The sequence below is a fragment of the Microcoleus sp. K5-D4 genome (assembly GCF_036704575.1).
GTDB lineage: Bacteria > Cyanobacteriota > Cyanobacteriia > Cyanobacteriales > Microcoleaceae > Microcoleus.
Map to the genome: position 1 here is coordinate 16,049 of NZ_JAUBSD010000005.1, position 24,429 is coordinate 40,477.

Annotated in this window: 22 protein-coding genes; 7 read left to right on the forward strand and 15 right to left on the reverse strand. The window is 45.5% G+C overall.

The genetic code is table 11. The features are described from left to right. Positions 1-47: 47 nt before the first annotated feature. The 3 genes from QUA77_RS02925 (at position 48) to malQ (ending at position 3,079) form a co-directional block, all read left to right on the forward strand. Positions 48-806 (forward strand): MinD/ParA family protein, encoded by a 759-nt coding sequence (locus QUA77_RS02925; protein ID WP_333038399.1) that lies wholly within the window; start codon positions 48-50, stop codon positions 804-806. Between the two features lie 175 nt (positions 807-981). Beyond that, entirely contained in the window at positions 982-1,107 is a 126-nt protein-coding gene (locus QUA77_RS02930; RefSeq protein WP_333038396.1) for a photosystem II protein Y, read from the forward strand. A 463-nt stretch (positions 1,108-1,570) separates the two neighbouring features. Then, positions 1,571-3,079, forward strand: coding sequence for a 4-alpha-glucanotransferase (gene malQ / locus QUA77_RS02935; RefSeq protein ID WP_333449213.1), 1,509 nt, complete (start codon positions 1,571-1,573; stop codon positions 3,077-3,079). A gap of 378 nt (positions 3,080-3,457) precedes the next feature. Here malQ and QUA77_RS02940 read toward each other — a convergent pair whose 3' ends face one another. Together QUA77_RS02940 and QUA77_RS02945 are read right to left on the reverse strand one after the other, a co-directional pair. Next, positions 3,458-4,339: a RodZ domain-containing protein gene (locus QUA77_RS02940; protein WP_333038392.1), complete on the reverse strand. Its 882-nt coding sequence runs from the start codon at positions 4,337-4,339 to the stop codon at positions 3,458-3,460. Further along, positions 4,336-5,130, reverse strand: a complete 795-nt coding sequence (locus tag QUA77_RS02945; RefSeq protein ID WP_333038391.1) for a pseudouridine synthase — start codon at positions 5,128-5,130, stop codon at positions 4,336-4,338. Before QUA77_RS02945 ends, QUA77_RS02940 begins: the two co-directional genes overlap by 4 nt. Positions 5,131-5,239: 109 nt before the next feature. On the opposite strand from QUA77_RS02945, the gene QUA77_RS02950 reads away from it, so the two are divergent. Continuing rightward, positions 5,240-5,398, forward strand: coding sequence for a hypothetical protein (locus QUA77_RS02950; RefSeq protein ID WP_333038389.1), 159 nt, complete (start codon positions 5,240-5,242; stop codon positions 5,396-5,398). 349 nt (positions 5,399-5,747) lie between these two features. Beyond that, complete coding sequence (locus tag QUA77_RS02955) at positions 5,748-6,539, forward strand: DUF2993 domain-containing protein (protein WP_333038387.1); 792 nt, start codon at positions 5,748-5,750, stop codon at positions 6,537-6,539. Here QUA77_RS02955 and QUA77_RS02960 read toward each other — a convergent pair. The 13 genes from QUA77_RS02960 to QUA77_RS03020 form a co-directional block, all read right to left on the reverse strand. Next, on the reverse strand, positions 6,536-6,682 hold the full coding sequence (locus QUA77_RS02960) for a hypothetical protein (protein ID WP_333038384.1): 147 nt from the start codon (positions 6,680-6,682) through the stop codon (positions 6,536-6,538). The genes QUA77_RS02955 and QUA77_RS02960 overlap by 4 nt on opposite strands. Before the next feature lie 6 nt (positions 6,683-6,688). Then, a complete protein-coding gene (locus tag QUA77_RS02965; protein WP_333038381.1) occupies positions 6,689-7,606 on the reverse strand; it encodes a phosphatidate cytidylyltransferase in 918 nt (305 codons plus the stop codon). A gap of 280 nt (positions 7,607-7,886) precedes the next feature. Further along, positions 7,887-8,480, reverse strand: coding sequence for a precorrin-6Y C5,15-methyltransferase subunit CbiT (gene cbiT / locus QUA77_RS02970; protein WP_333038379.1), 594 nt, complete (start codon positions 8,478-8,480; stop codon positions 7,887-7,889). A 99-nt stretch (positions 8,481-8,579) separates the two neighbouring features. Continuing rightward, entirely contained in the window at positions 8,580-10,151 is a 1,572-nt protein-coding gene (locus QUA77_RS02975; protein ID WP_333449214.1) for an aminotransferase class I/II-fold pyridoxal phosphate-dependent enzyme, read from the reverse strand. A gap of 496 nt (positions 10,152-10,647) precedes the next feature. After that, positions 10,648-11,010, reverse strand: coding sequence for a hypothetical protein (locus tag QUA77_RS02980; protein ID WP_333449215.1), 363 nt, complete (start codon positions 11,008-11,010; stop codon positions 10,648-10,650). Positions 11,011-11,487: 477 nt separating this feature from the next. After that, positions 11,488-12,231 (reverse strand): basic secretory protein-like protein, encoded by a 744-nt coding sequence (locus tag QUA77_RS02985; protein ID WP_333449216.1) that lies wholly within the window; start codon positions 12,229-12,231, stop codon positions 11,488-11,490. A 199-nt stretch (positions 12,232-12,430) separates the two neighbouring features. Beyond that, positions 12,431-16,960 carry an nSTAND1 domain-containing NTPase gene (locus QUA77_RS02990; protein ID WP_333449217.1) on the reverse strand — a complete coding sequence of 1,510 codons (4,530 nt, stop codon included), beginning with the start codon at positions 16,958-16,960 and terminating at the stop codon, positions 12,431-12,433. 218 nt (positions 16,961-17,178) lie between these two features. Continuing rightward, a complete protein-coding gene (locus QUA77_RS02995) occupies positions 17,179-19,314 on the reverse strand; it encodes a caspase family protein (RefSeq protein WP_333449218.1) in 2,136 nt (711 codons plus the stop codon). A 165-nt stretch (positions 19,315-19,479) separates the two neighbouring features. After that, positions 19,480-20,358, reverse strand: coding sequence for a glycoside hydrolase family protein (locus QUA77_RS03000; RefSeq protein ID WP_333449219.1), 879 nt, complete (start codon positions 20,356-20,358; stop codon positions 19,480-19,482). Between the two features lie 72 nt (positions 20,359-20,430). Beyond that, complete coding sequence (locus tag QUA77_RS03005) at positions 20,431-21,138, reverse strand: M15 family metallopeptidase (RefSeq protein ID WP_333449220.1); 708 nt, start codon at positions 21,136-21,138, stop codon at positions 20,431-20,433. 85 nt (positions 21,139-21,223) lie between these two features. Then, positions 21,224-21,757 (reverse strand): hypothetical protein, encoded by a 534-nt coding sequence (locus QUA77_RS03010; protein WP_333449221.1) that lies wholly within the window; start codon positions 21,755-21,757, stop codon positions 21,224-21,226. Positions 21,758-22,252: 495 nt separating this feature from the next. Beyond that, positions 22,253-22,480, reverse strand: coding sequence for a hypothetical protein (locus tag QUA77_RS03015; protein ID WP_333038366.1), 228 nt, complete (start codon positions 22,478-22,480; stop codon positions 22,253-22,255). Between the two features lie 184 nt (positions 22,481-22,664). Continuing rightward, positions 22,665-23,021: a hypothetical protein gene (locus QUA77_RS03020; RefSeq protein ID WP_333449222.1), complete on the reverse strand. Its 357-nt coding sequence runs from the start codon at positions 23,019-23,021 to the stop codon at positions 22,665-22,667. Positions 23,022-23,142: 121 nt separating this feature from the next. On the opposite strand from QUA77_RS03020, the gene ychF reads away from it, so the two are divergent. Together ychF and QUA77_RS03030 are read left to right on the forward strand one after the other, a co-directional pair. Beyond that, on the forward strand, positions 23,143-24,234 hold the full coding sequence (ychF, locus tag QUA77_RS03025) for a redox-regulated ATPase YchF (protein WP_333449223.1): 1,092 nt from the start codon (positions 23,143-23,145) through the stop codon (positions 24,232-24,234). A 21-nt stretch (positions 24,235-24,255) separates the two neighbouring features. After that, positions 24,256-24,429, forward strand: a 174-nt coding sequence (locus QUA77_RS03030) for a phage holin family protein (RefSeq protein ID WP_333449262.1), incomplete at its 3' end; no start/stop codon positions are given.

Consider the following 24,429-nt stretch of genomic DNA (forward strand, 5'->3'; position numbering starts at 1 on the left):
TTGCATCATAATGGGTTCTCGCCGTTTCTTACCCTAATACGCAGATCATGTCCAAAATCATCTCTGTCCACTCTTACCGGGGCGGAACTGGCAAATCGAACACGACAGCAAACCTGGCATCTATTATCGCTCGCGGCGGAAATCGGGTCGCCATTGTGGACACAGACATTCAATCACCGGGGATTCACGTGCTCTTCGGTTTCAGCGAGAGCAACATGGATCGCTGCCTGAACGATTACCTGTGGGGTCGATGTCCGATCGCAGATACGGCCTACAATGTGAGTTCGCTGCTGCCAAAATTAGCCAGTAACGGCAACCTCTACCTGATTCCTTCGAGCATTAAAGCAGGGGAGATAGCGCGAGTTTTGCGCGAAGGCTACGATGTGGGACTGCTTACCGACGGCTTTCAAGAACTGATCGAGGTTTTGAACTTAGACTACCTATTTATAGACACGCACCCGGGGCTCAACGAAGAAACCCTCCTCAGCATCACCATTTCCGACATCCTGCTGCTGATTCTGCGTCCGGATCAGCAAGATTTTCAGGGAACGGCTGTCACGGTAGATGTGGCCCGCAAATTAGAAGTTCCCAAGATTTTGATGACGATTAACAAAGCCCCAGAATCCCTGGATTTCGAGGATTTGAAGCAGCAAGTAGAGAGTATCTACAACATCCCAGTGGCAGGGGTACTGCCCCACAGCGACAAGATGATGCTGCTTGCCAGCAAGGGAGTGTTTGCGCTGCATTTCCCTAACGACCCTCTAACTAAGGTGGTCGAAGGGATTGCGAAACAGATTGTGGGATAATTGGTGCAGGGAATGCCGATCGCCCGCCCAGCAGTTTCGCTTTGGCTCTCAATTCTTGCGGAGCGATGTCCTCCTGCGTATCCCGAATATTTGGTTAAAGAGTCATGAGAATGGCGACAAAATGAGATACAAATAGATTATGAGAATTTGTTAAAAAACTTTAGGAGGAGAACTCATGGAATTTGACTTCCGCATACTAATAGTATTGATGCCCGTATTGTTGGCGGGCGGCTGGGCTGCTTACAACGTCGGTGCTATAGCTCTCAAACAAGTGCAGAAATTGTTGAACAAGCAAGCATGAACTAAGCATTATCACCAGTAATTTCGCAGCCGGCTGTTTTTTGAGATACAAAACAGCCGGCTATTTTGTGCATTGGCTCAGCTTAAGTGATGGCTGATTCTTGGTGAGCAATTTACGACTGCAGAGAGATGGGGTCAAAACCCAAGAAAAGTTAAATTTAAAGGTTAAGCAGAAACCAGGTACGCTCAAGCAAAATACTTTGTTGCAGCAAACGAGCCTGGGTAAAAAAACCTAGCGGTGAAAGCAGGGCGATCGTGTAAGTTCGGATTTTGATGTTTTGAACTCTACTCAGGATTTATGAGTAGAGTGTTATAAAAATATTTTGTAACCACGTTATCGCAGAAAATATGAGACAATCACAAAAGTATTTGCCCTAACAATCGCCATAAAAACTACGAAGTTTAACTGGTAGGGAAGATAGGTCAAATTGTCAATGTTGAATTCCTATATCTTTAGATAGATTATGCTTTTTCCCCGATCAAGCGGCATGCTACTCCACCCCACATCCTTTCCCAGTCGATTTGGCATTGGGGACATGGGAATAGAAGCATATCGTTTTATTGACTTTTTAGTAGAGAGCGACCAGCAATACTGGCAGGTATTGCCGCTGGGCCCCACAGGATACGGCAATTCTCCTTATTCGTGCTATTCAGCAATGGCGGGAAATCCGCTGCTAATTAACCCAGAACTGCTGCGGGACCAGCAATTGCTCGCAGATGAAGACTTCGCTAATTTGCCAGAATTTCCGCTGGATTATGTAGACTTCGAGCGAGCGATCGCCCTGAAAGTGCCTTTGCTTAAAAAAGCTTGCGAAAACTTCAAAGCCAAAGCATCCCCGATCCAGCAAAAAGAATTCTCAGGTTTTTGCAAAAGCAAAGAGAATTGGCTGGAAGATTACGCCTTATTTATGGCACTAAAAGATCACTTTGGCGGTGTTAGCTGGAACAATTGGGAACCAGAAATTGCCCATCGAGAACCAGAGTCGGTAGAGAAGTGGCGTCAGCAGCTAAATGCGGAGATTTATTACTACAAATACGTCCAGTTTGAGTTTTTTCGCCAGTGGACGGAGTTGAAACGCTATGCTAATATGCGGGACATTAAAATTATTGGCGATATTCCGATTTATGTAGCTCACGACAGCGCGGATGTATGGTCTCATCCAGAAATATTTTGCTTGGATGAAGCCAGCGGAGAACCAGCTTTAATGGCGGGAGTTCCCCCTGATTACTTCAGCAATACAGGTCAATTGTGGGGCAACCCGGTATACAATTGGGAGAAGTTGCAAGCAACTAATTTCGAGTGGTGGGTGCAGCGTTTTGAAGCGATTTTCTCTTATGTAGACGTGACTCGGATCGATCACTTTCGAGGATTTGAAGCTTACTGGGCGGTGAAGCGCGGACAGGAAACTGCGATCGAGGGAGAGTGGATTAAAGCGCCGGGAACAGCTTTGTTGGATCTAATTAACGAGAAGTTTGGCAACTTGCCGATTATCGCAGAAGATTTAGGGGTAATTACTCCAGAAGTGGAAGCTTTGCGCGATCGATACGAGTTTCCAGGAATGAAGATTTTGCAGTTTGCTTTTGGCGCGGGCCCTGGCGATCCTTTTTTGCCTTTCAATTACGATCGCAACTCGGTAGTCTACACCGGCACCCATGACAACGACACGACTGTCGGCTGGTTCAATCAACTGCAAGACTACGAAAGAGATGAGGTTTTGCGTTATTTGGGCTGCATCGATCCCCAAGGAATTCACTGGTCTTTAATCCGCATGGGCTGGATTTCTATTGCTAATATGGCAATTGTGCCGTTTCAAGATTTGTTGGGTTTAGGTACTGACGCGCGGATGAATTTTCCGGGGAAACCAGAGGGAAATTGGGGATGGCGGTATCGACCCGAAGCTTTGAATTGGGAAGTGCGCGATCGGCTCAAAACTATGACTTACATCTCCGGGCGCGCTCCTAATAAACATTGAGCGTCGGTAAGGGGTAGTTGGTAGTGGGCAATTGGTAATTGTTAAGGGGTAATATCAAATCTGTTAGCATCGGAATCATTCCTATCTCTCTACTCTATATCTGCGTGAATCAGCGTCAATCCCTTGTCCGGGGCGGTTAATACATTCTCTTTTTTTTACCGCAGATACAGGCAGATAAACACAGATTAACGCAGATGAATTAGATCAATTCCGGTTGCACCATCGGGAATTGTTGACGGTTGACTATTCCGATGCAACCGGGTTTGATAGAATGGGTATTTGGTAATTGGTAATGAGGGCATCAAGACGGACATTCTAATTAAAATCTGTGGACTGCCCCCTATTACCTATTACCTATTAACAATTACCAATTAACACTCAACCTTCATTCTTGGGTGGTACTGAAGGATTGAGTTCGTTGGCTTTAAAAACAACTTCTTTGGCGACTCCAGGATCTCCTAGTTGTTCGGCTTGTCCGTTATTAACAGCAACCATTACCCCGCCGGCGTTACCTGCTACCACTACTAATTGCTTTTGAGCCCCCCAGGTGCGAACAGTCCCGGTCGGCAAAGTTCCCTCAAACTCTGTTTTACCATCGACTTCAACCTGCATCCACGATTCGGCTTTAAAAGTGACGCTAACCATTACTGGTTTATTGCCAGATTTATTTAAATTTTGACCGGTTCTTACTGCTTCGACAGCCTCGTAACTATCCGGTTTCTGATTTTGTGAGGAACTCGATGCCTCAGCAGCTAAACGAGCTTGTTCTTGCTGCCCAAGCGCTTGTTCTTCGGCTCCCGCACCGTTTTTTGCGGTAACAGAACCGCTCATCAACTGAGATAAGACATTGACCGAACAGATAATTAGAAATGTGTAAAAGAGGTAGAGGTGCATCGGCCGCAACTGAGGCCCATCTTGCCAAGATAGCTTGGTTCTCGATCGGGGCGCCGGTTCGATCGGGAAAAATTCGGCAAACTGATTTCCGTCCAAACCCATGGCTTCAGCGTAGCGCTTGATCAAACCCTGAGTGTAGACGGGTTCGGGAAGTTGGTCGAGTTGACCGTCCTCGATTGCTTGTAGCAGATTCCGCCGAATCATTGTTACCACGGCTACTTTGTCCAAACAAATCGACTGCTGTTCGCGGTACTGACGGAGTTGATTTCCAATTTCCGCTAGCTTCTTCTGAGCTGTTTCTGGCTCTTGGGAGTGCAGTTTCTGCTTAGTTGTTTTGAAGAATAAAAACAATAAATTCTTTGTCATATGCTGTGCTCCTGGGAATTTACTGGCACGCTTATTGATGTTAGGTTGACTAGATTCCATAAATAAATAATTTCCGCATCTTCTAGGGGTCGGCAGCAGCCTGGTGGCAATATTGGCGAACCAGGCCGCTGCAATTGAATCGGGCCAATGGCTGTGCGGTGCAGGCGCACCACGGGATATCCCAAGAGCTCGGCTGTTCGCCGAATCTGTCGGTTTCTGCCTTCTGATAGAATGACTTCTAACAGAGTTTGGTCTTGCGCGCGTTCTAGAACTTTAATTTTCGCGGGCAAAGTTTTTCTGCCGGACAAGATGATGCCCTGACGCCACGCTTCCAGTATGGGTTCCGGGGGATCGCCGCTCACCCAAACCTGATAAGTTTTGGCGATCGAGTGACGCGGATGGGTCAAACAAAATGTCAGCTTACCATCATTGGTAAGTAAGAGGGCGCCGGTGGAATCTGCATCTAAGCGTCCTACGGGGTGGATGCCTTGACCGGAGCGCAGTTGGGGTGGCAGCAAGTCGAGAACTTTCGATCGGGCCCTGGGATCGCTGCAAGTAGAAACTACGCCTGCCGGTTTGTTGAGCAACAGATAGACCTTTGCGGGTCGATCCGTTGGTTTCACCGGGACTCCATCGACTTGGATAAGATCGCGATCGGGATTCGCTTTTTCTCCTAAGCGAACAATATTGCCATTAACTCGGACTCGTCCAGCTACAATCATCTGTTCTGCAAGACGGCGAGAGGCAATGCCCCACTGGGCGAGGATTTTTTGCAGCCTTTCATCAGACATGACGGGAGTGTGGAAATCCCCAACGAGCGAACGGTGGGGAGGAAACACGACACGGTTAATTGATTAACCGTACTAGCAATGCTCAATTCCTGATTGGGAATAAATTATAATGCTGACCAATTATTACAGGACGCCCGGCGTGGCAAAGATTGTCCTTGTGCCCGGTGCAGATTGTCCTGATGGCATTACCCTGAATGCTGTGCAAAAACTACGAGGAAAAGACTCGCGGCAGGCACAGGTTTGCACCGTTGGTTTGCGGCTGGTTTGAAAGGTGTGGGTCTGACCCGACCATAAACCAACACTACCATAAATCCCGTACTGCTGGTTAAATTTATACGCTCGATCGCGAATTTTTCATCGGGATCGCACAACTCGTGAACTACCCCAATATCCCAAGGGGGGAAAGGTGAGAATTTTTCTGCTTCTGGCCTTGCTGATGCCAGATTTCTGCTTGGTTTTGCAGTTAATCGGACTTGTGTACATCAACCCGGTTTCTAAGGAAAATCAGAGGTTGACAGCGGTATATCTGTGCATAAACCGGGTTTTTGAGGCCGGATGTGCAAGTTCTAGTTAAATTTCTGTGCTTGAATATTAAGGTTTATCTTCTGAAATTGTTTATGACTGTCGATCGAAACTCTCTTCAATTTGACAATAGAGATGGGGCTGCTGGGTCTGGTGGGACTGTTAATCTGGGCGAGGAACCGGGGAAACCTTCGCCGAGTCAAGGCAGCCGGATCGCGAGCGCGGTGCTGTCTCCGGCGGTGCAGTTGTGGCTGCGATCGCAAGTTCAGCAGGTGGACGAGTTGAAGGTGAAAATTGAGGGGAGCGATCGACAAATCTTCAGCGGTGCGATCCCCAAAGTCACGGCTGCAGCTCGCGGTGCTGTGTATAAAGGACTACACCTAACAGAAGTTGCCATAGAGGGCTGTGGGATTCGCATCAACCTCGGTCAAGCTCTCAAAGGCCAACCGCTGCGCCTCCTGGAATCCGTTCCCGTGACAGGGGTTTTGAGGCTCAGCCAAGCGGATTTGAATGCGTCACTGAAAGCGCCTTTGCTTGCTGATGCTTTGAGCGAATTTTTGCTGCCAATGCTGCCACTGGCAGATAGGGAAAAGTCGCTGAAGTTGCAAAATTCGCAGATTATAATTGAGGCGGGTTTGTTGACGCTTTCGGCTGCAATTTTGCGCGCTGGCGGTAGGCAAATTCCTTTTGTATTGCGGACGGGTTTGCGGATAGCCAGCGGTCGCGAATTGATGTTTGAATCACCAGAAATCGAAATAGATGGAGAATTAAAGAGCAGTGATTTCAATGGTTTTAAAATTGATTTTGGGCCGGAAGTTGAGATAGAAGAGTTGATCTTGAGTCCGGGGGAGATTGTTTGTCGGGGAGGAATTAGAGTTTTGCCTTAGTTAATTAACAGTTGACAGTTGACAGTTGACAGTTGACAGTTGACTTTAACCTGCGTCCTCGGCAAAGCCTGGGAATATATACCGAATTCCCAATTCCCCATGCCCAATTCCCCATGCCCAATTCCCCATGCCCAATTCCCCATGCCCAATTACCGATTAATTAAAAAAGAGTCGATCGCAGGCAACAGTAAAGTCACAAAATAGTAGACTAAGGGCGCGGTAAAAACATAACTGTCCGTGCGATCGAGAATGCCGCCGTGACCGGGGATCAACTGCCCCGAATCCTTAACGCCGGCGTCTCGCTTCATCATCGACTCAGTTAAATCTCCCAACAGGCTAGCAACCCCAATCAACAAGCCAAAAGCAGCCCCAGTATACGGCCACCCCGGCCAGTGTAAATACCAAGACCCAGCGGCTGCCACGGCGATGCTGCCGCAAACTCCAAACACGGCACCTTCAACGGTTTTTTTAGGGCTGATGTGGGATAGGCTAGTGCGCCCGAAGAATTTGCCGACAAAATAAGCCCCAATGTCAGCGGCCCAGATGCAGAAGAAAGCCAGCAGCAGCGAAGTCAATCCTAAAGATATGTGGCTGGAATTTGTCCAAGACGGGGACGGGTAAATGTTAATCGGCAAATTGCTTGCTACTGCTTGCGAAAGTTGGGTTGTAGCAAGATTGCCTGGGTCGAGGCCGACTCGCAGCCGTACCCAATAGCTGGGCAAATAACCGCCGTAGAACAATCCTAAAACTGAGGAGGCAATATCGGCGATCGTCGATAATTTAGGTTGGAATAACAGGTAGAAACAGATTAAGGTTCCCGCTAAGGGGAACATGGCATCTACGAGTTCCGGTGCTAGGGCGGCAGTAATTAATAGCCCTTGACTGACGGCTAAGGTAGTTTTGGCAGCGGGTGCAATACCTTTAGCCCTGGCTAATTGAAAATATTCCAATTGGCCTAGGTAGACGATGACTCCAAAGCCGACGGTGAAGTACCATCCGCCCATAATAATCATTCCCAAAGCAAGGGCGATCGCAACTATTCCACTCAGGATACGAGACCAAGGCATAAAATGAATTTCTCTTGCAGACGGCGGATCATTCGATGTTGGATTTTGGATGTTGGATTTTGGATTTGAGATTTTGGATTTTTCTAGAGCACGAGTTGATCCCTTGCACAACTAACCCCCATCCCCATCGGTCATCCAATATCTCAAGTCAGGCGGTCAATCCAGCGATGGTGGCCCCTATTCTTAAGTATGAAGGTTAAGTGAACTTAAAAAAGATTAAGAATTACAGAATTAATTCGTGTATCCGTGTCAAAATTCGTGTCGTGCCTTCTTCTTCCTTCTAATCCAGCTTTTCGCCGCTGAGAATAAATATGGGATTGACGGCGGCAAAGGTTTGACTGAGGCCGCGAGTCTCCAAGCGGTTGACGGCGGACTGGACTACTTCGATGTTGCGGACTTGTAACTCGGCGAAGCCTTCGGAAAGGGCGTAAAGATTTTCTAAATTCGAGGCTGTGGCGACCACTCTACCGTGGGGTTGCAAGTAGTGCCAGACTTCTTGGAGAATGGCTTTAATGGGGCGACCTCCTTCGATGCAGACTCGGTGGGGGGGTTGGGGCAGCTTTTCCAGGCATTCCGGGGCACTGCCTTCTATGACTTCTACGTTGTCGAGATCGAATCGATCGCAATTTCTGCGAATCAAGCTTGCTACTTCTTCGTCCCTTTCGACGGCGATAATCCGACCTTTGGGACACAGCAAACCTGTTTCTACGGCGATCGTACCAGTACCTGCACCGATGTCCCACACCACTGAATCTGCTTGCAGCCGCAGGTGGGAGATTAACAGCAGTCGGACTTCTCGCTTACTCATGGGAATTCCCGGTAAACGTTCAAATAAGTCATCCGGGATGCCTGGAGTGACGTAGGGCCAAAGCATAGTTATATTTTTGATTTTTGATTTTTGATTGAAGGAAGACCGAAGTTGGAACTCGCGGAAGAAGTAGAAATTCTCCCAATTTCCCCCAAGCCTTAATATTTACTGTCGCACAACCTTGAGAGTTTGGAGGCCGGGATCGCTGCAACCTGTGATTTTTCCGCCGGCGGCCAGGATTTGTTGCAGGTAGTCAACGGCTGCTGGGGTAATGATTTCACCGGGCATCAGGACTGGTATTCCTGGGGGATAGGGACAGATGAGTTCGGCGCACAGGCGATCGACTGCTTTGTCTGCGGGTACTGTTTCCGCTGGAAAAAAGAAAGCCTCACGGGGGGAGAGGAGAGGGGGAGAGAGGGAGAGTGGGAGAGTGGGAGAGTGGGCCAATCTTCCCTCAGACATCGGACTTCTTCTCTCGGACTTGTTCTCTCGGACTTGTTCCTTCTTCCTGACATTCGTTACATCCGTTACATCTTGTACAGTGCTCGTTGCCGAACTTCCTTCTTCCTTCTGACTTCTTCCTTCTAAAAAAGTACAAGCTTTAACTAAATTGTCAATATCTGATTCTGTATTTCCCAAGCTGATAATAAATGTTAGATGTTGCGGCATTGGTAATTCTGCGGTGACGCCGAGTTGAGAGTGCAGAATATCATCGGCGGCAAATCCTGTGATTCCTAAATCTGATACTTTTACTGTTAGCCTGGTGCGGTCTAATGCTGCAAAACCCGGTGTGTTTAACGGTTCTAAAACTGATAAGCCGGGAATTTGACTGATGCGCGATCGCGCTTTTTCTGCTAGCTGTAAAGTCTGCGCCATTAACTCTTTGCCGTGGAGTGCTAATTGTTGGCGGGCTGCGTCTAGGGATGCTAATAATAAGTAGCTGGGACTGGTAGATTGTACTAGCTGCAATGCTTTATTTATTTTTTGGATATCTATGCGATCGCCCTTGACGTGCAGCATCGATGCTTGTGTCATTGCACCGAGGGTTTTGTGGATTGATTGTACTGTTAAATCGGCGCCGGCTGATAGTGCTGGTTCTGGCAAGTTTGGATGAAAGTTAAAGTGTGCGCCGTGGGCTTCGTCTACTAATAACGGTATGTTGTATTGATGGGTAATTTGGGCGATCGCCCGCAAATCCCCGCAAACGCCGTGATAGGTTGGGTAAACTATCATTACTGCTTTGGCGTCGGGATGTTGTTCTAATGCTGCGGCTGTGGCTTCTGGGGTGATGCTGTTGGCAATATCCCAATCCTGGTTGTACTCTGGATTGACAAAAATTGGAATTGCACCGGATAAAATCAAACCTGAAATCGCCGAGGTGTGGATATTTCGAGGCAAGATAATTTTATCGCTGGGGCCGCAAGTTGCTAAGATGGCGGCGATTATTCCGCAAGTCGAACCGTTTGCCAAAAACCGAGTTGATTGGGCTCCAAATGCTGTGGCGGCTAATTCTTGAGCTTCGGCAATTGCACCTTCTGGGTTAAAGAGATTGTCTAACTCCGGCAATTCCGGCAAATCCGATCGAAATACTGCTGCACCGAATAAGTCAATTAGGGGTTGAGAGATTCCTTGTCCGCCTTTGTGTCCGGGGGCGTAGAATGGGGCGTGCGGATGATTTGTGCGATCGCGCAAGGCATCTAATAGAGGCGTTTGTTGTTGAGAGTTTGCTGGTGACACGCTTAATCCTGATTTGATTATTTGGAATTATAGCAACCGCCGAGGTTTCACTGGACGTTATTAATTGCTGAAACCATTGCTGGCAATTCCGCGATCGCATCGACTGCTTCCTTTTTCGTTGCAATCGCCCACAAGCAACACCGTCTCAATTTCAAATGTCTCTAAAATGACTGAATATGGACTGCTTAAGTGTGAAACCCAAACAGTTGAAAATCCTGGCTACTGCTTTACTGATGGTTTGTGTAGGGGCTGTGGTTTCAGTTGAAGCATAAAATCATACCACAGTCTGCGGCTATTTTTCAGCCAAGACTGGCTTTCGAGTCAATACAACCTGTTCGATAATATCGGCTGCTTTCTTGACTGGGCCCGATCGCCCGAGCGCGTCTTGGAGGGCGATCGGCTTTTGTTTATACGAGTCTGGGGTTAGTACCTTGGCGATCGCAGTTTAGGACTGAAGAAGATGTTGGGTTGACGTGAGGAAACCCAATCTACAAAATCAACGATCTTCTCTGCATACTAATGTACCCTTGCTGTTCTCAATACCAAATATACAACGCTTGGGGTTTGCCAAACTACTTTCTTGCAACTTATTTTCCAGATTGTAACAACTAGCAGTCAAAATATCGTCTTTTACAGACCTATTTGGACAAGTAAGTAGATAGTTTCCTGCTGGAACCTCTGTAGAAGAGGAATGGATTACTTTATCCGAATTTGTTAACGGAGTTTTAGAAGAGGAAGGGTGTATTTTATCCCAATTTGCAAACAGAGATCCACCAAGAACACCGACGACAGATATCACTGCCAATATAATCTGGTTACGGCTACCAGTTGCTTCTTGTTTCTGCTGATGATCACTCATAGTTGAGATCCTTAATGATTAAGCGATAGTGTAAGTAGAGGTTGGGTTTTCTCACGTCAACCCAACCTACAAGATTAGCGATCTGCTATTCAAGAGGGATTGATTCCCACAAGGCAGGAATATTCGGTGGAATCCTGTTGTCTGCATGAACCGTATGTGACTGTCTGCATCTGTTCAACCCTCCAAATTCAGCTTGGAAATTCTCTCTTCTATGCACAACTTCTATCCTATGAGAATCCTGTTGACAAAAATACTCTCTTTTAGTTTAGTTTTCACTTAGCCAAATAGTTAGTTTATAACTAATTCTCGGTCTGGGTAAAAACCTGTACTTTTGGCTAGGGGTCGCCCTAAACTACAGGCGGGCAAACACTTCTTTCAAGAACGGATGAAAGGTCTTATCTATCCGCAATTTCAGAATTGATCTAGAGTAAACGGGGCGCTCGTCTTGGCTACAGCTTGCTGTTGTGAAGGAGGAAGTTATGGAGCCTTCTGAGCTCCGCCTTGACAATCTTTTTTTCTACATTCCTGCCATAGCTGTTCCACAGTCTTGCCAGTGTATTTGGAAAATAGCTCATCTTTATACCCTTCTTGCTTTAGAGCCGCATTCAACTTGGCAATTACTCCATTATTTGTCTTCTCTATGTAGTTTACGAATGCAGGGGCGCACGAATAGACGCTTGAACTATAGTGTAGATTATTGCGACAACTGAGTTTCGACGAATCACTGTAACCCATCCGAAATCGAATATAATCTGCTATGCCTTCAACAAGCCATCCTGGTACGGATTTTTGATAATTCTGCGCTACATGAGCCATCTCGTGAACTACAGCCCCATAATCATCTGAGTGCTCTTGAAAGTAGGGGATAAAGAGAGTTATTTTATTCCCTACGGTATGAGCAAAACCCTCACCATTCTCGAAGACAATCTGTATATTGTTTGGAGCTTGGTAAGCATCTTGAACAAGTAAACCTTTAATCTCTGGATATTTTTTTTTACATAATTCAGGTAGATTTTTTGCGAAAGTAACCAGCTTTGTATCGCCATTTTTATCGGCTGCCGTCCTATCTATTTCACAATGGACATTATCTGTAGAAGCCAGATGAGAATTATTGGTATTGGCGGTAGAAGTTTTTGATGGGGTGTCGAACATTTTAGCAGAGGATGTAGTGTTCAGAGATACCGTCATAACAGCTAACACTAAAGCGATATATTTGTTCATGAAGCACTCCCAAATTAGAATTAACATCTTTACTGAGCTTATCTTGCTTACCCTAGTTCAATCTTAAGAGAATCATCTCCCAAAAATTCCTAGTTTTTAGTTCAGTATTAAGTTAGCCAAATGGTCAGCTCAGAACTGAACTTCAGTCGGGTGGACAACCTGTACTTTTGGCTAGGTGTCGCGCTCTAAGAATTGATATCTACTGCTGAGAATTGCCGATACCATCGCAGAGGTGGTGATCGCTATTCTTCTCATCAAGGGTAGCCAGATAATCGCGCGCCCAATTGCAACCTCGCTCCATCAACTCATCAAATGATTCAATTCGCCACAATTTAGGATTTCCCTTATCGCCTGCGGTAGCTAGTAGCTTGCCATCCGGGCTAAAACTAATACTTTTGATCCAACCTTGACCCGTTTTCCATGTTGCTAAAGGCTCACCCCGCAAGTTCCACAAGCGAACGCTCCCGTCTCCCCCTGTAGCCAGTTGCTTGCCATCTGGACTAAATTGCACGCGATCGATCCAACCTTGCTCTCCTGACCATTCGTTGACTAATTTTAGGAATTGTTGATTCTGATTTTTCAATTCCTGATGCTGCAAATCCCAGAGGCGGACTTTACCATCAGAGCCTGTAGTCGCCAACAGCTTACCATCCAAAGTACAACTTATACTTTTGATTCCATTGTCATGCCCTTTTGATATTTCTGCCAAATTTTCGCCCTGCAAGTTTTGTAAAAATGCTTTGTTAGCCATAGTATTCTGTTCACCTATCTTCACTTGCAAATCCTTATCCTTGAAATAGCAACTGTTGTTAGAAGGTAGATTTTCTTTGCGATCTTTGATTGCTTCCCCCTGCAAATTCCACCAGTGGATAGTACCGTCATCTGTTGTTGTTGCTAGTAGCTGACCGTTTGAACTAAAACTAACACTCTTGGCCCGATTGCCAGCAGCTTTTAATTCAACTAAATGCTGACCTTGTAAGTCCCACAATTGAACTAAATTATCATCTCTTGAAGTAGCTAGCAAGTTGCCATTCGGACTAAAACTAATGTGTTTAATAAGCAATCGAACCAGTGGAAACTCAGTCAATTGCTTCAATGATTGCCAATCGAAAAAGCTGATCGTACTATCCTGTTCTTTTGCTACATCGCCACCTCCTACAATACCTAGTAAGTTATTGTTTTGACTCATAAAACTGACCACCCAATGCCGGCCACCTTGATTTAATTCTTTAACAGACTCTTTAACAGACTTAGCTTGCCAGTCCCACAAACGAACTGGCTCAAAATCTCCGGTAAAAGCAACTAATCGACCATCGGGGCTAAAACTGACACTCCTGAGTGGACTTAGAGGTCTTTCCAATTTTGCTAATTCCTTGCCTTGCAGGTTCCACACGCGGACTGTACTGTCAATTCCAGTGGTAGCTAGAAACTGACCGTTGGGGCTAAAATCAACGCTCCAGACTCTTAGTTGCTCTGTTAATTGTCTCAAGGGTTGACCCTGCAAATTCCAGATAACAGTTCCTTTTTCTCCAGCAGTCGCCAATAGCTGTCCGTTCCTGCTAAAACTAATACTTCTAATCCAACCAATCCGAGCATCCCATGCGTTCAACTCCTGACCCTGAAAGTTCCACAAACGAACCATGCCTCTTTCTCCTGCTGTTGCTAATAGCTCATCCTTGGGACTAAAATCCACACTCCTGATTTCGCCTTCATGCCTTAGCATTTTTGGCGCTGACTTATCCTGCAAGTTCCATAAAGCAATAGTGCCATCATCCCCTGCTGTAGCTAGTCGCTGACCATCAGGGCTAAAACGGACAATGACATAGGTAGCGTCCTTTGAATGTTTCAAGCGGTTGCGTTCTCTCACGGCATAAACTGACTTTTGTAGGGTTTCTTTCACTTGATTTTTCAGCGGATTATCCCCATTAACTAATGCTAAAGGATTGGAAAGATTAACTAAGGGCGAATACTTTATAATCTTCCCTGCTCTCAAGATTTCAATCAACGCATCTAAATTCTGGTTCGATCGCAAGTTGGCTTCTGCGGCTTGCCGAGAACTTCTAATTTGACCAACTTGTGCATTTCTCAGACCAATTCCAATCAAAGCTATTATTACCGCTAAAACGACTGGTATCAAAGCCAGACCTCCAGCTACACGCCCGAGGTTTTCGTTTCTGAGATTTACGCTCCCGATCACAAAATCTATTTCTCGGCGGTTAAGCTGATGAGGTTCTTCAGTGATTTCAATTCGCGGTTGTAATATCCGATGATAAATCCATTTGCCAATCTGTCGAAAGCAATACCGCAATTTATTTTCCTCCTGGCATTGCTGTTCTGCATCTGCCGGGAGCATTGGCTCTATTTGAGCTAAACGGGGGTCATCATGCCAAAGTCCACTCTGCTTTAACAAACTAGAACGCGGATCGATATTCCATCGCCGAGCGGTTTTTTGGGGTTGATTATTAATTCTGTTATGATAATCAACTGCTGCCTGAGTTAAACGTCTTTTTACCTCAATAGGTAGAGTTTTTTGTGCTTGTTCTTGCCAGTTTTTTAACCGATCCCAACCCCGCACCAAAAAATCATGAGCCGGCTCATAATAAGCTTCTTCAGTTTCCTTCCCTTTAACGATTAAGCGAGCATCGACAAGACTGGTAATGACTGTGTGTACTCTATTGTTTTCTTCATCATCCCTATAAACAAGTTCTGACTCAGGAATCTGTCGCCTAACAGCGACTCCCCCCTGAATTTCCACCATTCGCAGCATCACCCGACGCATGGTAGCTTTAGCATCATCCGGTAAATCATCATAAATTTTGTTTGCTCGATCGGACAGAGAACTCGCTATTCCCCGCTGATAAAATTCATCATTTATCTCTAAAGCCCGATCGTCCTTACCGTCTTTTTGCCATGCTTCGTACAGCTTAATGTAGAATTGACTGAGGGTGAAAGATAGCAGCGGTAAGGCTCCCGGCGTCTGACTGACTTGGGTTATCAGTCGTTCGACCGCATTATCCGGCTTGAAATACAGTGCCATTTCCGATGCCGGTTTCTCGATCGCTTCCCGCAATTCATCGGATCGCATGGGTCGCACTGGAAAATGCGCCAAATCCCAATATTCTTGGAAAGCTGATTTGTCAAATAGAGACTTAAAATCCGATCGCACTGTTAAAATAATGTACAGTTGCGGGCAATTTTTCAGCGCGATCGCCAGTAGTTGCACAAACTGTTCCCACTCTTCCCGAACCTCCTCTTTTTGTGGTGAAGGAGCCGGATTTTTACTTTTTGAATCGCGGCGAAAAACTATAAATAACCAGTTTTCCGGCTTCTCCCTCGTCGATTCTGATTCCGCGTCCGAACGCACGCGAATTGTCTTCCGACTCATTGTTATCAACTCTTCAAATTGGTCGATCGTCAGTAGCAATTTGACTTCAGGATTAGCTTTGCTCCAAGCCGTGACAATATCAACTAACCACTTCATAACTAGGTCTATCGACCCTTGATGGTTATCTTTTGTCTCTCGAAATAACTGCTTTAAATACTCCCGATCTGCATCTGGTAAAACATTAGCGATCGGCAATACAGTCTTTGCCAATGCAGCAAAAGGAGATTTCCCAGGACGCATCGGTTTGAGAATTCGCCATTCTTTTTCATGGTTATTTCGCATATAGGGAATTAACCCAGCTTTCACCAAACTAGATTTACCATATCCAGAAACTCCCCCAACCGCAATTAGTTTGCTAGACGATGGCTCAAACTTGCAAATTCGCTGGTATAGTTCATCTACCAATTCCGTCCTGCCACCAAAGCAACGTGCGTGTTTCTCCTCAAAGGATTGCAAACCCCGATAGGGATTATTATCGGGATTCAATTCGGGTGCTGGTTTTAAATTTTCTGGCTGAAAACCCGGTAAGGTAAAAATGAATTCGCCTCGACCGTGCTTTTCTAAAGGCCAAAGCTGAGGAGTTTGCAATTCGACTCCATCTTTACCGACCAAACAATCGCGCAAATATAAAGAAAGTTCCGGCGCTGTAATTACCCCATCTCCTGTCAAATCCGCTTTGATATCTTTTAATCCTTCAATCAGCGCTAAAGCAAAAGGTGAATGATCGGAATTGTTAGAGTCCTCTCTCAAATCGCTTAAAAAGTCAAGTGCTTCTTGATTGTGCGCCGCAGAAGTGATAGATTGCCATGCAGAACAGCGAATATAGCGATCGTAATGCTCCCGGTGAATTGTTTCTGGAACTGGAATTACATTTCTCTTCGACCAGCGAAACTGTCCGGCAAAGCAACAATCTAACACCACTAATAAATGATGGCAATCGAGTGCAGAAAGTGCTTTGTCTAAATCTCGCATTGGCAGAAAACTTTCCAGTTGTCCCAACTGAGCATCTTGAGGAATTAAATAGCCCGCTGGCCCCTCTTCACTATTACGGGCAATGCCATGTCCGGCAAAGTAAAATAACAAGCGATCGCCCTCCGTCGGCTGAAGTTGTTTGGGCAACTTTTCCCACAAAATTTCCTGAAGTTGTGCCAGCGTCGCTTCACAATGAGGAGGAAACAAGCGAATTACTTCTTGATATTTGTATTCTTCTTCTAAAATATCTGCCAGTTTTGTAGCATCATTAACAGCCGTTTTCAGCCGATGAATTCCATGATGGTAATTGTTGATGCCAATGACAACGGCTATGTTGCGATCGAAATTAGTTCTGTCTAAACTCCAACTCATTACTTCTTCTCCCATGTACTTGAAATAGTAAAATTAGAAAACATCTCAAAATCGCTCGTTCCTTCCGATCGCAGAAACCGGGTTTTTTACCTAATCTGCGGGCTGCGACGAAGTATTTTCGCAAAAACCCGGTTTCTCGACCTCTATGCGTAAGTTCGATCTCTTGAAAAATCAGCCAAGTGAGATGCCTCAAAATCAAAAATTACGGCTGGTAAAATTTAGAGGTGGCTCGCCCCTCTTTTCACAATTAATTTGACCTGTTCGGTCGTCCATTCTTCACTAGCATGAGCAGCAGAATTGACATTTTTTCTAGGAGGAGCGCCATCACTTGCAAAAAAAGCAGCTAAAAACTTTCCTAAATTTGTCGTAGCTTTTTTCGCATCTTTCCCTGCAATTGGCTTATCTAAAACAGGCAATTCCAGCCAGTCAAAGCTAGTTCCGTCAACTGTGGCAAAAACTTTCAAAATATCTGCGCCTTCTTCATAACCTGCGGGCAGACTTGTCTTGATGCGCCACTTAATCTCGCCTCCTTTATCTAAAGGCTGAAATGCTGCACCACTTGGATATCCTTTTTTAATACTCCAATCGGGCTGAATTGCCAGAACAGCGATATTAAGCGTTTGGAAAGACTCGTTGCGGATACGCAAAACAGCAAATCGATCGACATCTAAAGTGGGTATATTACCGGGAGTATTAAAGGGTAGTAATTCCTCCTTATCTCCCGGTTCGTAATCCTCCGGTAACGCACATAACTCGACTTTAATTTTTCCTTTGAGAGGCGACGCAGAATCCTGGTTTTCTAAATCCAATGTGCTATGATATTTAGACAAATGAACCAAACGTTTCACTAAATTAACAGCAGCATTGGGATCGGTTGCTTTTAATGTCGGTCGCAAATTAGCAATGGGCGTTCCTGTTTGCGTTAAAATTTCATACTCTCCCGCTGCATTGACAGATACCAGATAATCAGCCACTTCATCGCCCGACACTAATTCTACCCAACCCTTACTTTCTGGCATTGAAGACTCAATCGCTTGCAGCGCAACTTCCTGATCGACTGCTGGAGGTTTATCTGTTGCTTCGGGCAATAACAACCGTACCTTGCGGACAAGTTTAACACTCGGATAAAGCAGTAAAGCTGGTGCGCCATCTTCGATATCTTCGATCGAGCTTTCTCCTAACAGTTGGGTGATTGTCGCCCAAGAATTTACTGCACCGAGTTGGGTAATTTTTACCAATGCTAATCGCTTTTCAACTTCGGTTAAATCGGCAGTTCCCAATGAATAGATAGCAAACTCCGATCCTTTGCTCAAACCATGCACTTGACCTGCGTGCAACTGTACCCAATTTTTGGCACCATCGACCTGCATTACAGGTACAGTTAACTGAGAAACAGCGAAGTTACTGCCGAAAAAACTGCGCTCGATGTCTCCTTGCAGCATGGGTGTTTGCCGCTCTTCAACGCTGTGAATTTTAGCCAGAATGCGATCGTGAATAACTTTAGCAGAAACTTCGGTTCTCAACTTTTTCAGCGAATCTAACAGCCAGTAAGTCAACGCACCGTTTTTTTCATTGCCCTCAAAAATTCGTTCGTATGCCGACTCATCATCCCGACAAGCTGCAAATAAAGTGTAACCTTTTGGTTCTGGCAGCCATCCACTACTGATAATATTGCGAGTATTGTTGTTGCCTTCTGTCAAAGTTTTCCAGGTTTCAATCAATTGTTCGGCTGGCGCTACTAAACTATCTGTAGGTCGCGGTATTGTGTCAATAATTCCCATTTGTGCACCGCGAATTCCCGATTCATCTCCAATTTTTCTGGTAGCCCCTCCCGAATGACAGCTATCTAAAACCACTGTCACAACCAACCCTTTATCTACCATTTTTCTGAGGATAAAGGCTAACTCAATATCTCGTACATAGCGACCTTCTAAATTGCCAATATCCGTGGGAACCAGCGTTTCATCAACACCATTTTCTCCTTTGATATGGGGATAAATTGTGGTCGCACGTCCCCCATGACCAGAATAATGAATGTACACTCGATCTTGCGGTTGCGCTTTCTCAATAAGTTCGTTAAACTTGGCTACAATATTCTCGTAAGTAGGCAACTGCTCTTGAGGTTCTGTTGGTTCTTTTGAACCTTTAGCATTAGAAGCCGTTAGCTTCAAAATTTGCGATTCTGGTATTTTCAACGCATTTTTCAGGAAAGCTTCTACATGGTTAATATCGCGCACGCACCCTTGTAAAGTCTTGGGGGGAGCAATACCAGATAGTTTGTTGGGGAGGTAGCAGTCTATTCCTATCAGTAAGGCGTGGAAATTAGATGCAATTAAAGTAGATGCGTCAGTCATAATTTTCTCAACTTGTTTATGGGTGTTTAAGGATCGCTATTATTGCAAAATTCAAAAAAAGGTTGTAGTTAGGACTTCAGTCAGCATAGAACCCAAATATCTAAGAAAGGACGTGCATTCCTGACTGCGAAAAATTTTTAAATTCGATCGACTATTAAAATAACTTCACAGGAATCCTAGTTTCTGCCGAGTTCCGGCTCCGACAATTCCATCGACAGCCAAGCCTTCTTTCTGTTGAAACTCTTTGACAGCTTTTTCCATATCTGCGCCAAAGACTCCATCGGCTACAATGCTAAAACCTAATGCTGCTAAAGCTTTTTGAACCCCAAGGACATCATCTCCCTGCATGGGAGGTTGCTTGAGTTGCAATAACCTAATTGTGACTTCTTGAAAATCTGCAAAAACTTTCCAATCTTGCCCTAAAAACAAAGCTCTCTCAGCTTTTCTCCGTCGCGTCAGTCCCGCCAATTCTTGGTTGCCCTCTCCCTTATTCCATCGCGGGAATTGGTCAGCCCCTCCCTGAAAGTCTCCTTGGTTTAAAAGCCTTAAAAGAGTTGAATCAGCAAAAGCTTGCGACCCAACATTAAAAGTAAAAGAGACTAACGCAGAAAATTGATTGCTATCCAGAGAAACTTGGACAATATCTGATGATACAGCAGCTTCAGCATCTGCCAAATCCTGTCGCAAAAACTCCTCAGCTTTTGCTTCGGTAATTGTCATGCCCATTTCTACATCTTTGATGTGTCCGTATCCGATCGTTGGAATGCCAACGGGGTCAAGATAGGCATCCAGATACATTCCCTCAAAGGATTTAATCAAATTCACCCCGTCTTGATTGATTGTCATCCCTCCGCGAGCGGCTATTTCCATAACTTGAGGAGGAACTTTATCGGGAGGAGCAATACTAAATGTTTTAGCTAATGTGAATCGCAAAGCTTTTGAGAGCAATTTCACTTGTCTTTTGGTGGCGATCGCCTTTACTGCTACCTCGCCTTCTATTTCATAAACACTTCCATCAGGGAAGATTTCCAGCACCCGTTCCATCGTGATTTATCCTGGCATTTTGTAGGTGGACTCAATTCTCAAATCTCAACTCTCATTGAGATTCTCAACTATTCAAAAACCCTCTACAGGTGATTTGTTAAGTTTTTCTTCAGTGAGCGACCCATAAGCACCATCCTCGTCAATTTTTTCGTTGGGATTGTGTCGATTCCAAAGCCGCTGAAACGCTAACACAGCAGTACCACCAATGTCCCGCAAGCCATCACCAACAAAATCAAAATGAGGTCGATCCCATTCACCCAGCCACCGCCAGCCGTGAGCTTCCAAATCGGTTATCCAGGCTTCGGGGTCTTCGATATCTATTGCTAATCCACTTTGGTGATTGCTTTGACCTGGAGGTGCAGCAGCAGTAATCCCACACAGTCCTGCTTGATAGCAGTTGTAGAGAAATAGTTGTTGAGCAATCGTTCGATAAGCTGAGTTTACAATCAGTTTTTCACCCCGATCGCTAATAGCACGAGCGAGAGCTTCTTGTGCAGGCAACTGAAGAAATGGATGAACACCTTCACCCATATCTACGTTGAGCTCCGCGAAACTTACAAGGCAATTTGGGACTATTTTGTTCATCTCTTCGATGAGCTGCTTGTCGAGCAGGCGGACTACAGCCGTGGAACAGCCGGGAGCCTCCTGAAGTTTAACTGTACCGCGAGCGCCTACTTCTTCCAATGCTCGCCGTTGAGCTGGGTCATTATCTATTTCATTGATGCGATCGCACGGTTCAATGTATGCAGGCGTGGTTACTAAAAGACTATCTTGATTCATGTTCATGCACCCTTAAAAAGTTAATATTTTTGCTGTCTCATTTCAACCCAAAGAGCAAAGCGATCGCCCTTCAATTTACCAGTTTCTATGCAAGGCTATTTGCCACTGGCAATTCCTTGCTGTCTGGCGTATCCTTTTCATCACCTAAGTTTTCTTTCCAAACTCCGCAGATTGTCTCTGAAGTTGCCGAAGCAATTGTAGAAGTAGCTGAACAAAGCGTTTTGATAATCAACGTAGCAGCAAGTACAGCGAGGGACAAAGCTATATTGAAGTGACTCGCTAAAATCGGCGCTAAAAGTGCGACTCCTTGATCAGAATTTTCTTTAAAGCTTGCCAGAACTTTAGCTTTTAGTTCTTGATCGTCAAACAGTTCGCCACACATTAAGTTATGAGTTTTGACGTTTAGCTGCTTGAAATAGCGATCGCCAAAATTGACATCAGCACGATCGGGACTTCCACCTCTCGGAGTAGCACTTAGAGCCTCATCAAGACTTTCTAAAGAAGCCGATCTTGCCGTTGGATCTCTCGCTATTTCTTGAACTCTGATTCCAAGCTGCGCCTTGAGACTATCTTCATCAAGCTCTAACAGCTTTTGATATAATTCATCACTCTGTGTCATAAAGCTTAATTTTAGTTGTTGAATTTCAACTAAATTTTGGGGCTGGTCGTGGTTTGATTCTAAGAGAGCAGTCCCCAAAAAGTTCCTAGCTTTTAGTTCAGTCTTAAATTAGCCAAAAGGCCAGCTCCCAACTGGCCGAAAGTACGGGACAGAACCTGTACTTTTGGCTAGGTGTCGTCCAAAACTACAGGCTGGCAAGGCTTTTCGGAGGGCGATCGATTGCGCGATTTTAGATTTTAGATTTTAGATTAAAGAATGGCTCCCACGGGCTGTAGCGATCGCAGGTGATGAGTACGCTATGCTTTTTTCAAGGGTTCACGGCCTGTACCGTGAGCCTGTGACCAAATTTGTTTCGGTCAGCATAAAAAATTAAATACAGATAAACCCGGTTGCTTTCGTCTACTCCAAAAAGCTGATTAAAAATGGTGCAAAATATCAACTTTAATAAATTTTCACTATTTAGATAGATGCCGTATTTTTAGTTTTTTATCTACGCTAATTGTATCGAGTTATTAATAGAATTGTCGTGATTTTTCCCAACCCTACTCCATTTCCCGGCCCGCAGATTCCCAGCACCGAACCGGGGCTGCCGACTATACCCGCATCGCCACCAGTGCCGGGCCCCGTTCCCGAACCCATTCCCGGGCCAGTACCGGAACCGGTACCTGCGCCAATTCCGCAGCCCATTCCCGAACCGGTGCCGGAAACTGTACCCTCTCCCATTCCTCAAACAGTTCCGGGGCCGATTCCTCAGACAATCCCTGAACCTGTTTAAATTATGTTTTAGTCGATCGCGAAATTTAAGATTGTTTGTGAGGTCGATCGCAAAAACCGGTTTCTCCCAAGTCCCCAATCATTTTGTTGAATATCAGACTTGAAAAAACTCGGTTTTTGCCTAAATTATCGATTAATTGAAGTTGAGCGCAGTCTCTTTACAAAGGTCAACAGCCTCCAAATCAGTGGATTTGCCGTCAAGGTATTCGGCCCTGACATCAAAAATACAGCCCGCCTCCGACCCACCGTAGTCAGCTCGATTCCACTCAAAATCTGCCTTTTCCCGATCGGCAATGGGGGCCTCTAGCTCGTTTTCTCCCCAAGTATCCTTATCGGGAGGAGACATATAGACTGCTGTCATCGTCTTACCGCTGTTGTTAACCACCGAAATTTTGACCATCTGAGCGAAAACGCTAGCTGCTGTCAGCGCTAACAGGGGCAGCGACAGCCCCACAGCGAGCGTTACTTTGCTTAACAACTTGTTAACCATGGAGCCATCTACCTCAAGTTCGATATTTATTCAAGCTTAGCTGTAGAAGTTAGAAGGGACAAGTCAGATATATTGCTATTGCTTATGATATTTTGAAACAGTGATATGTTTCTAAATAGCTATGCTTACTGCCGGAATTGTCGGACTGCCTAATGTTGGCAAATCTACTTTGTTTAATGCTCTGGTTGCTAATGCCAAGGCGACTGCTGCTAATTTTCCTTTCTGTACGATCGAGCCAAATACGGGTATCGTGGCAGTGCCAGACGAACGGTTGAAGGTGCTGAGCAATATTTCCAATTCCGTGCAAACTGTGCCGACGCGGATGGAATTTGTCGATATTGCGGGTTTGGTGAAGGGGGCGAGTCAGGGGGAAGGACTGGGAAATCAGTTTTTGTCTCACATTCGGGCCGTAGATGCGATCGTCCATGTTGTCCGCTGTTTTGAAAATGACGACATCATTCACGTTGCGGGTTCTGTCGATCCGATCCGAGATATTGACATTATCAATCTCGAATTAATTTTAGCAGACTTAGCTCAAATTGAACGCAGGCTCGATCGCACTCGCAAGCTTGCCCGCAACAACAAGGAAGCTCAGGCAGAAGTGGATGTGCTCGAAAAATTGGTCGCTGTTTTGAATGCTGGGAAACCGGCGCGGCAGTACAATTTCACAGATGAAGAAGCTGAATTAGTTAAAGGTTTAGAATTACTCACCAACAAACCAATTATCTATGCGGCTAACGTGTCTGAGGACGATTTAGCAACGGGAAATAGCTATGTCGAACAAGTGCGGGAAGTAGCAGAAGCAGAAAATGCTAAAGTTGTCATAGTTTCGGCGCAAGTTGAGTCAGAATTGGTGGAGTTATCCGAGGAAGAACGAACGGATTTCCTAGAATCTCTAGGGGTAAAAGAAGGGGGCTTGAAATCTCTGATTCGAGCTACTTACGAATTATTGGGTTTGCGGACTTATTTTACTAGCGGGCCAAAAGAAACTCGCGCTTGGACGATTATCGCGGGAATGTTAGCACCGCAAGCTGCGGGGGTGATTCACTCTGATTTTGAACGGGGTTTCATCCGGGCCGAAACTGTGAGTTATGAAGATTTGGTTGCTACGGGCGCGATGAATGCAGCTAAGGAAAAAGGCTTAGTTCGCAGTGAAGGAAAAGAGTATATTGTACAAGAGGGGGATGTGCTGTTGTTCCGATTTAATGTTTAGCTTTTTTAAGGAGATGAACACATGGATATCGTTTCGCTGGCAATTGCTTGGCTGGTAACTTCGGTGAGCTTTTTTATTATTTCCAAGTTGCCCATCGGGGTGGACATTGACACTTTTGGAAAAGCGATGATTTCGGCGGCGGTTTTTGGATTGCTGAATGCTTTGGTGCGGCCGCTTTTTGTGGTTTTGGGTTTT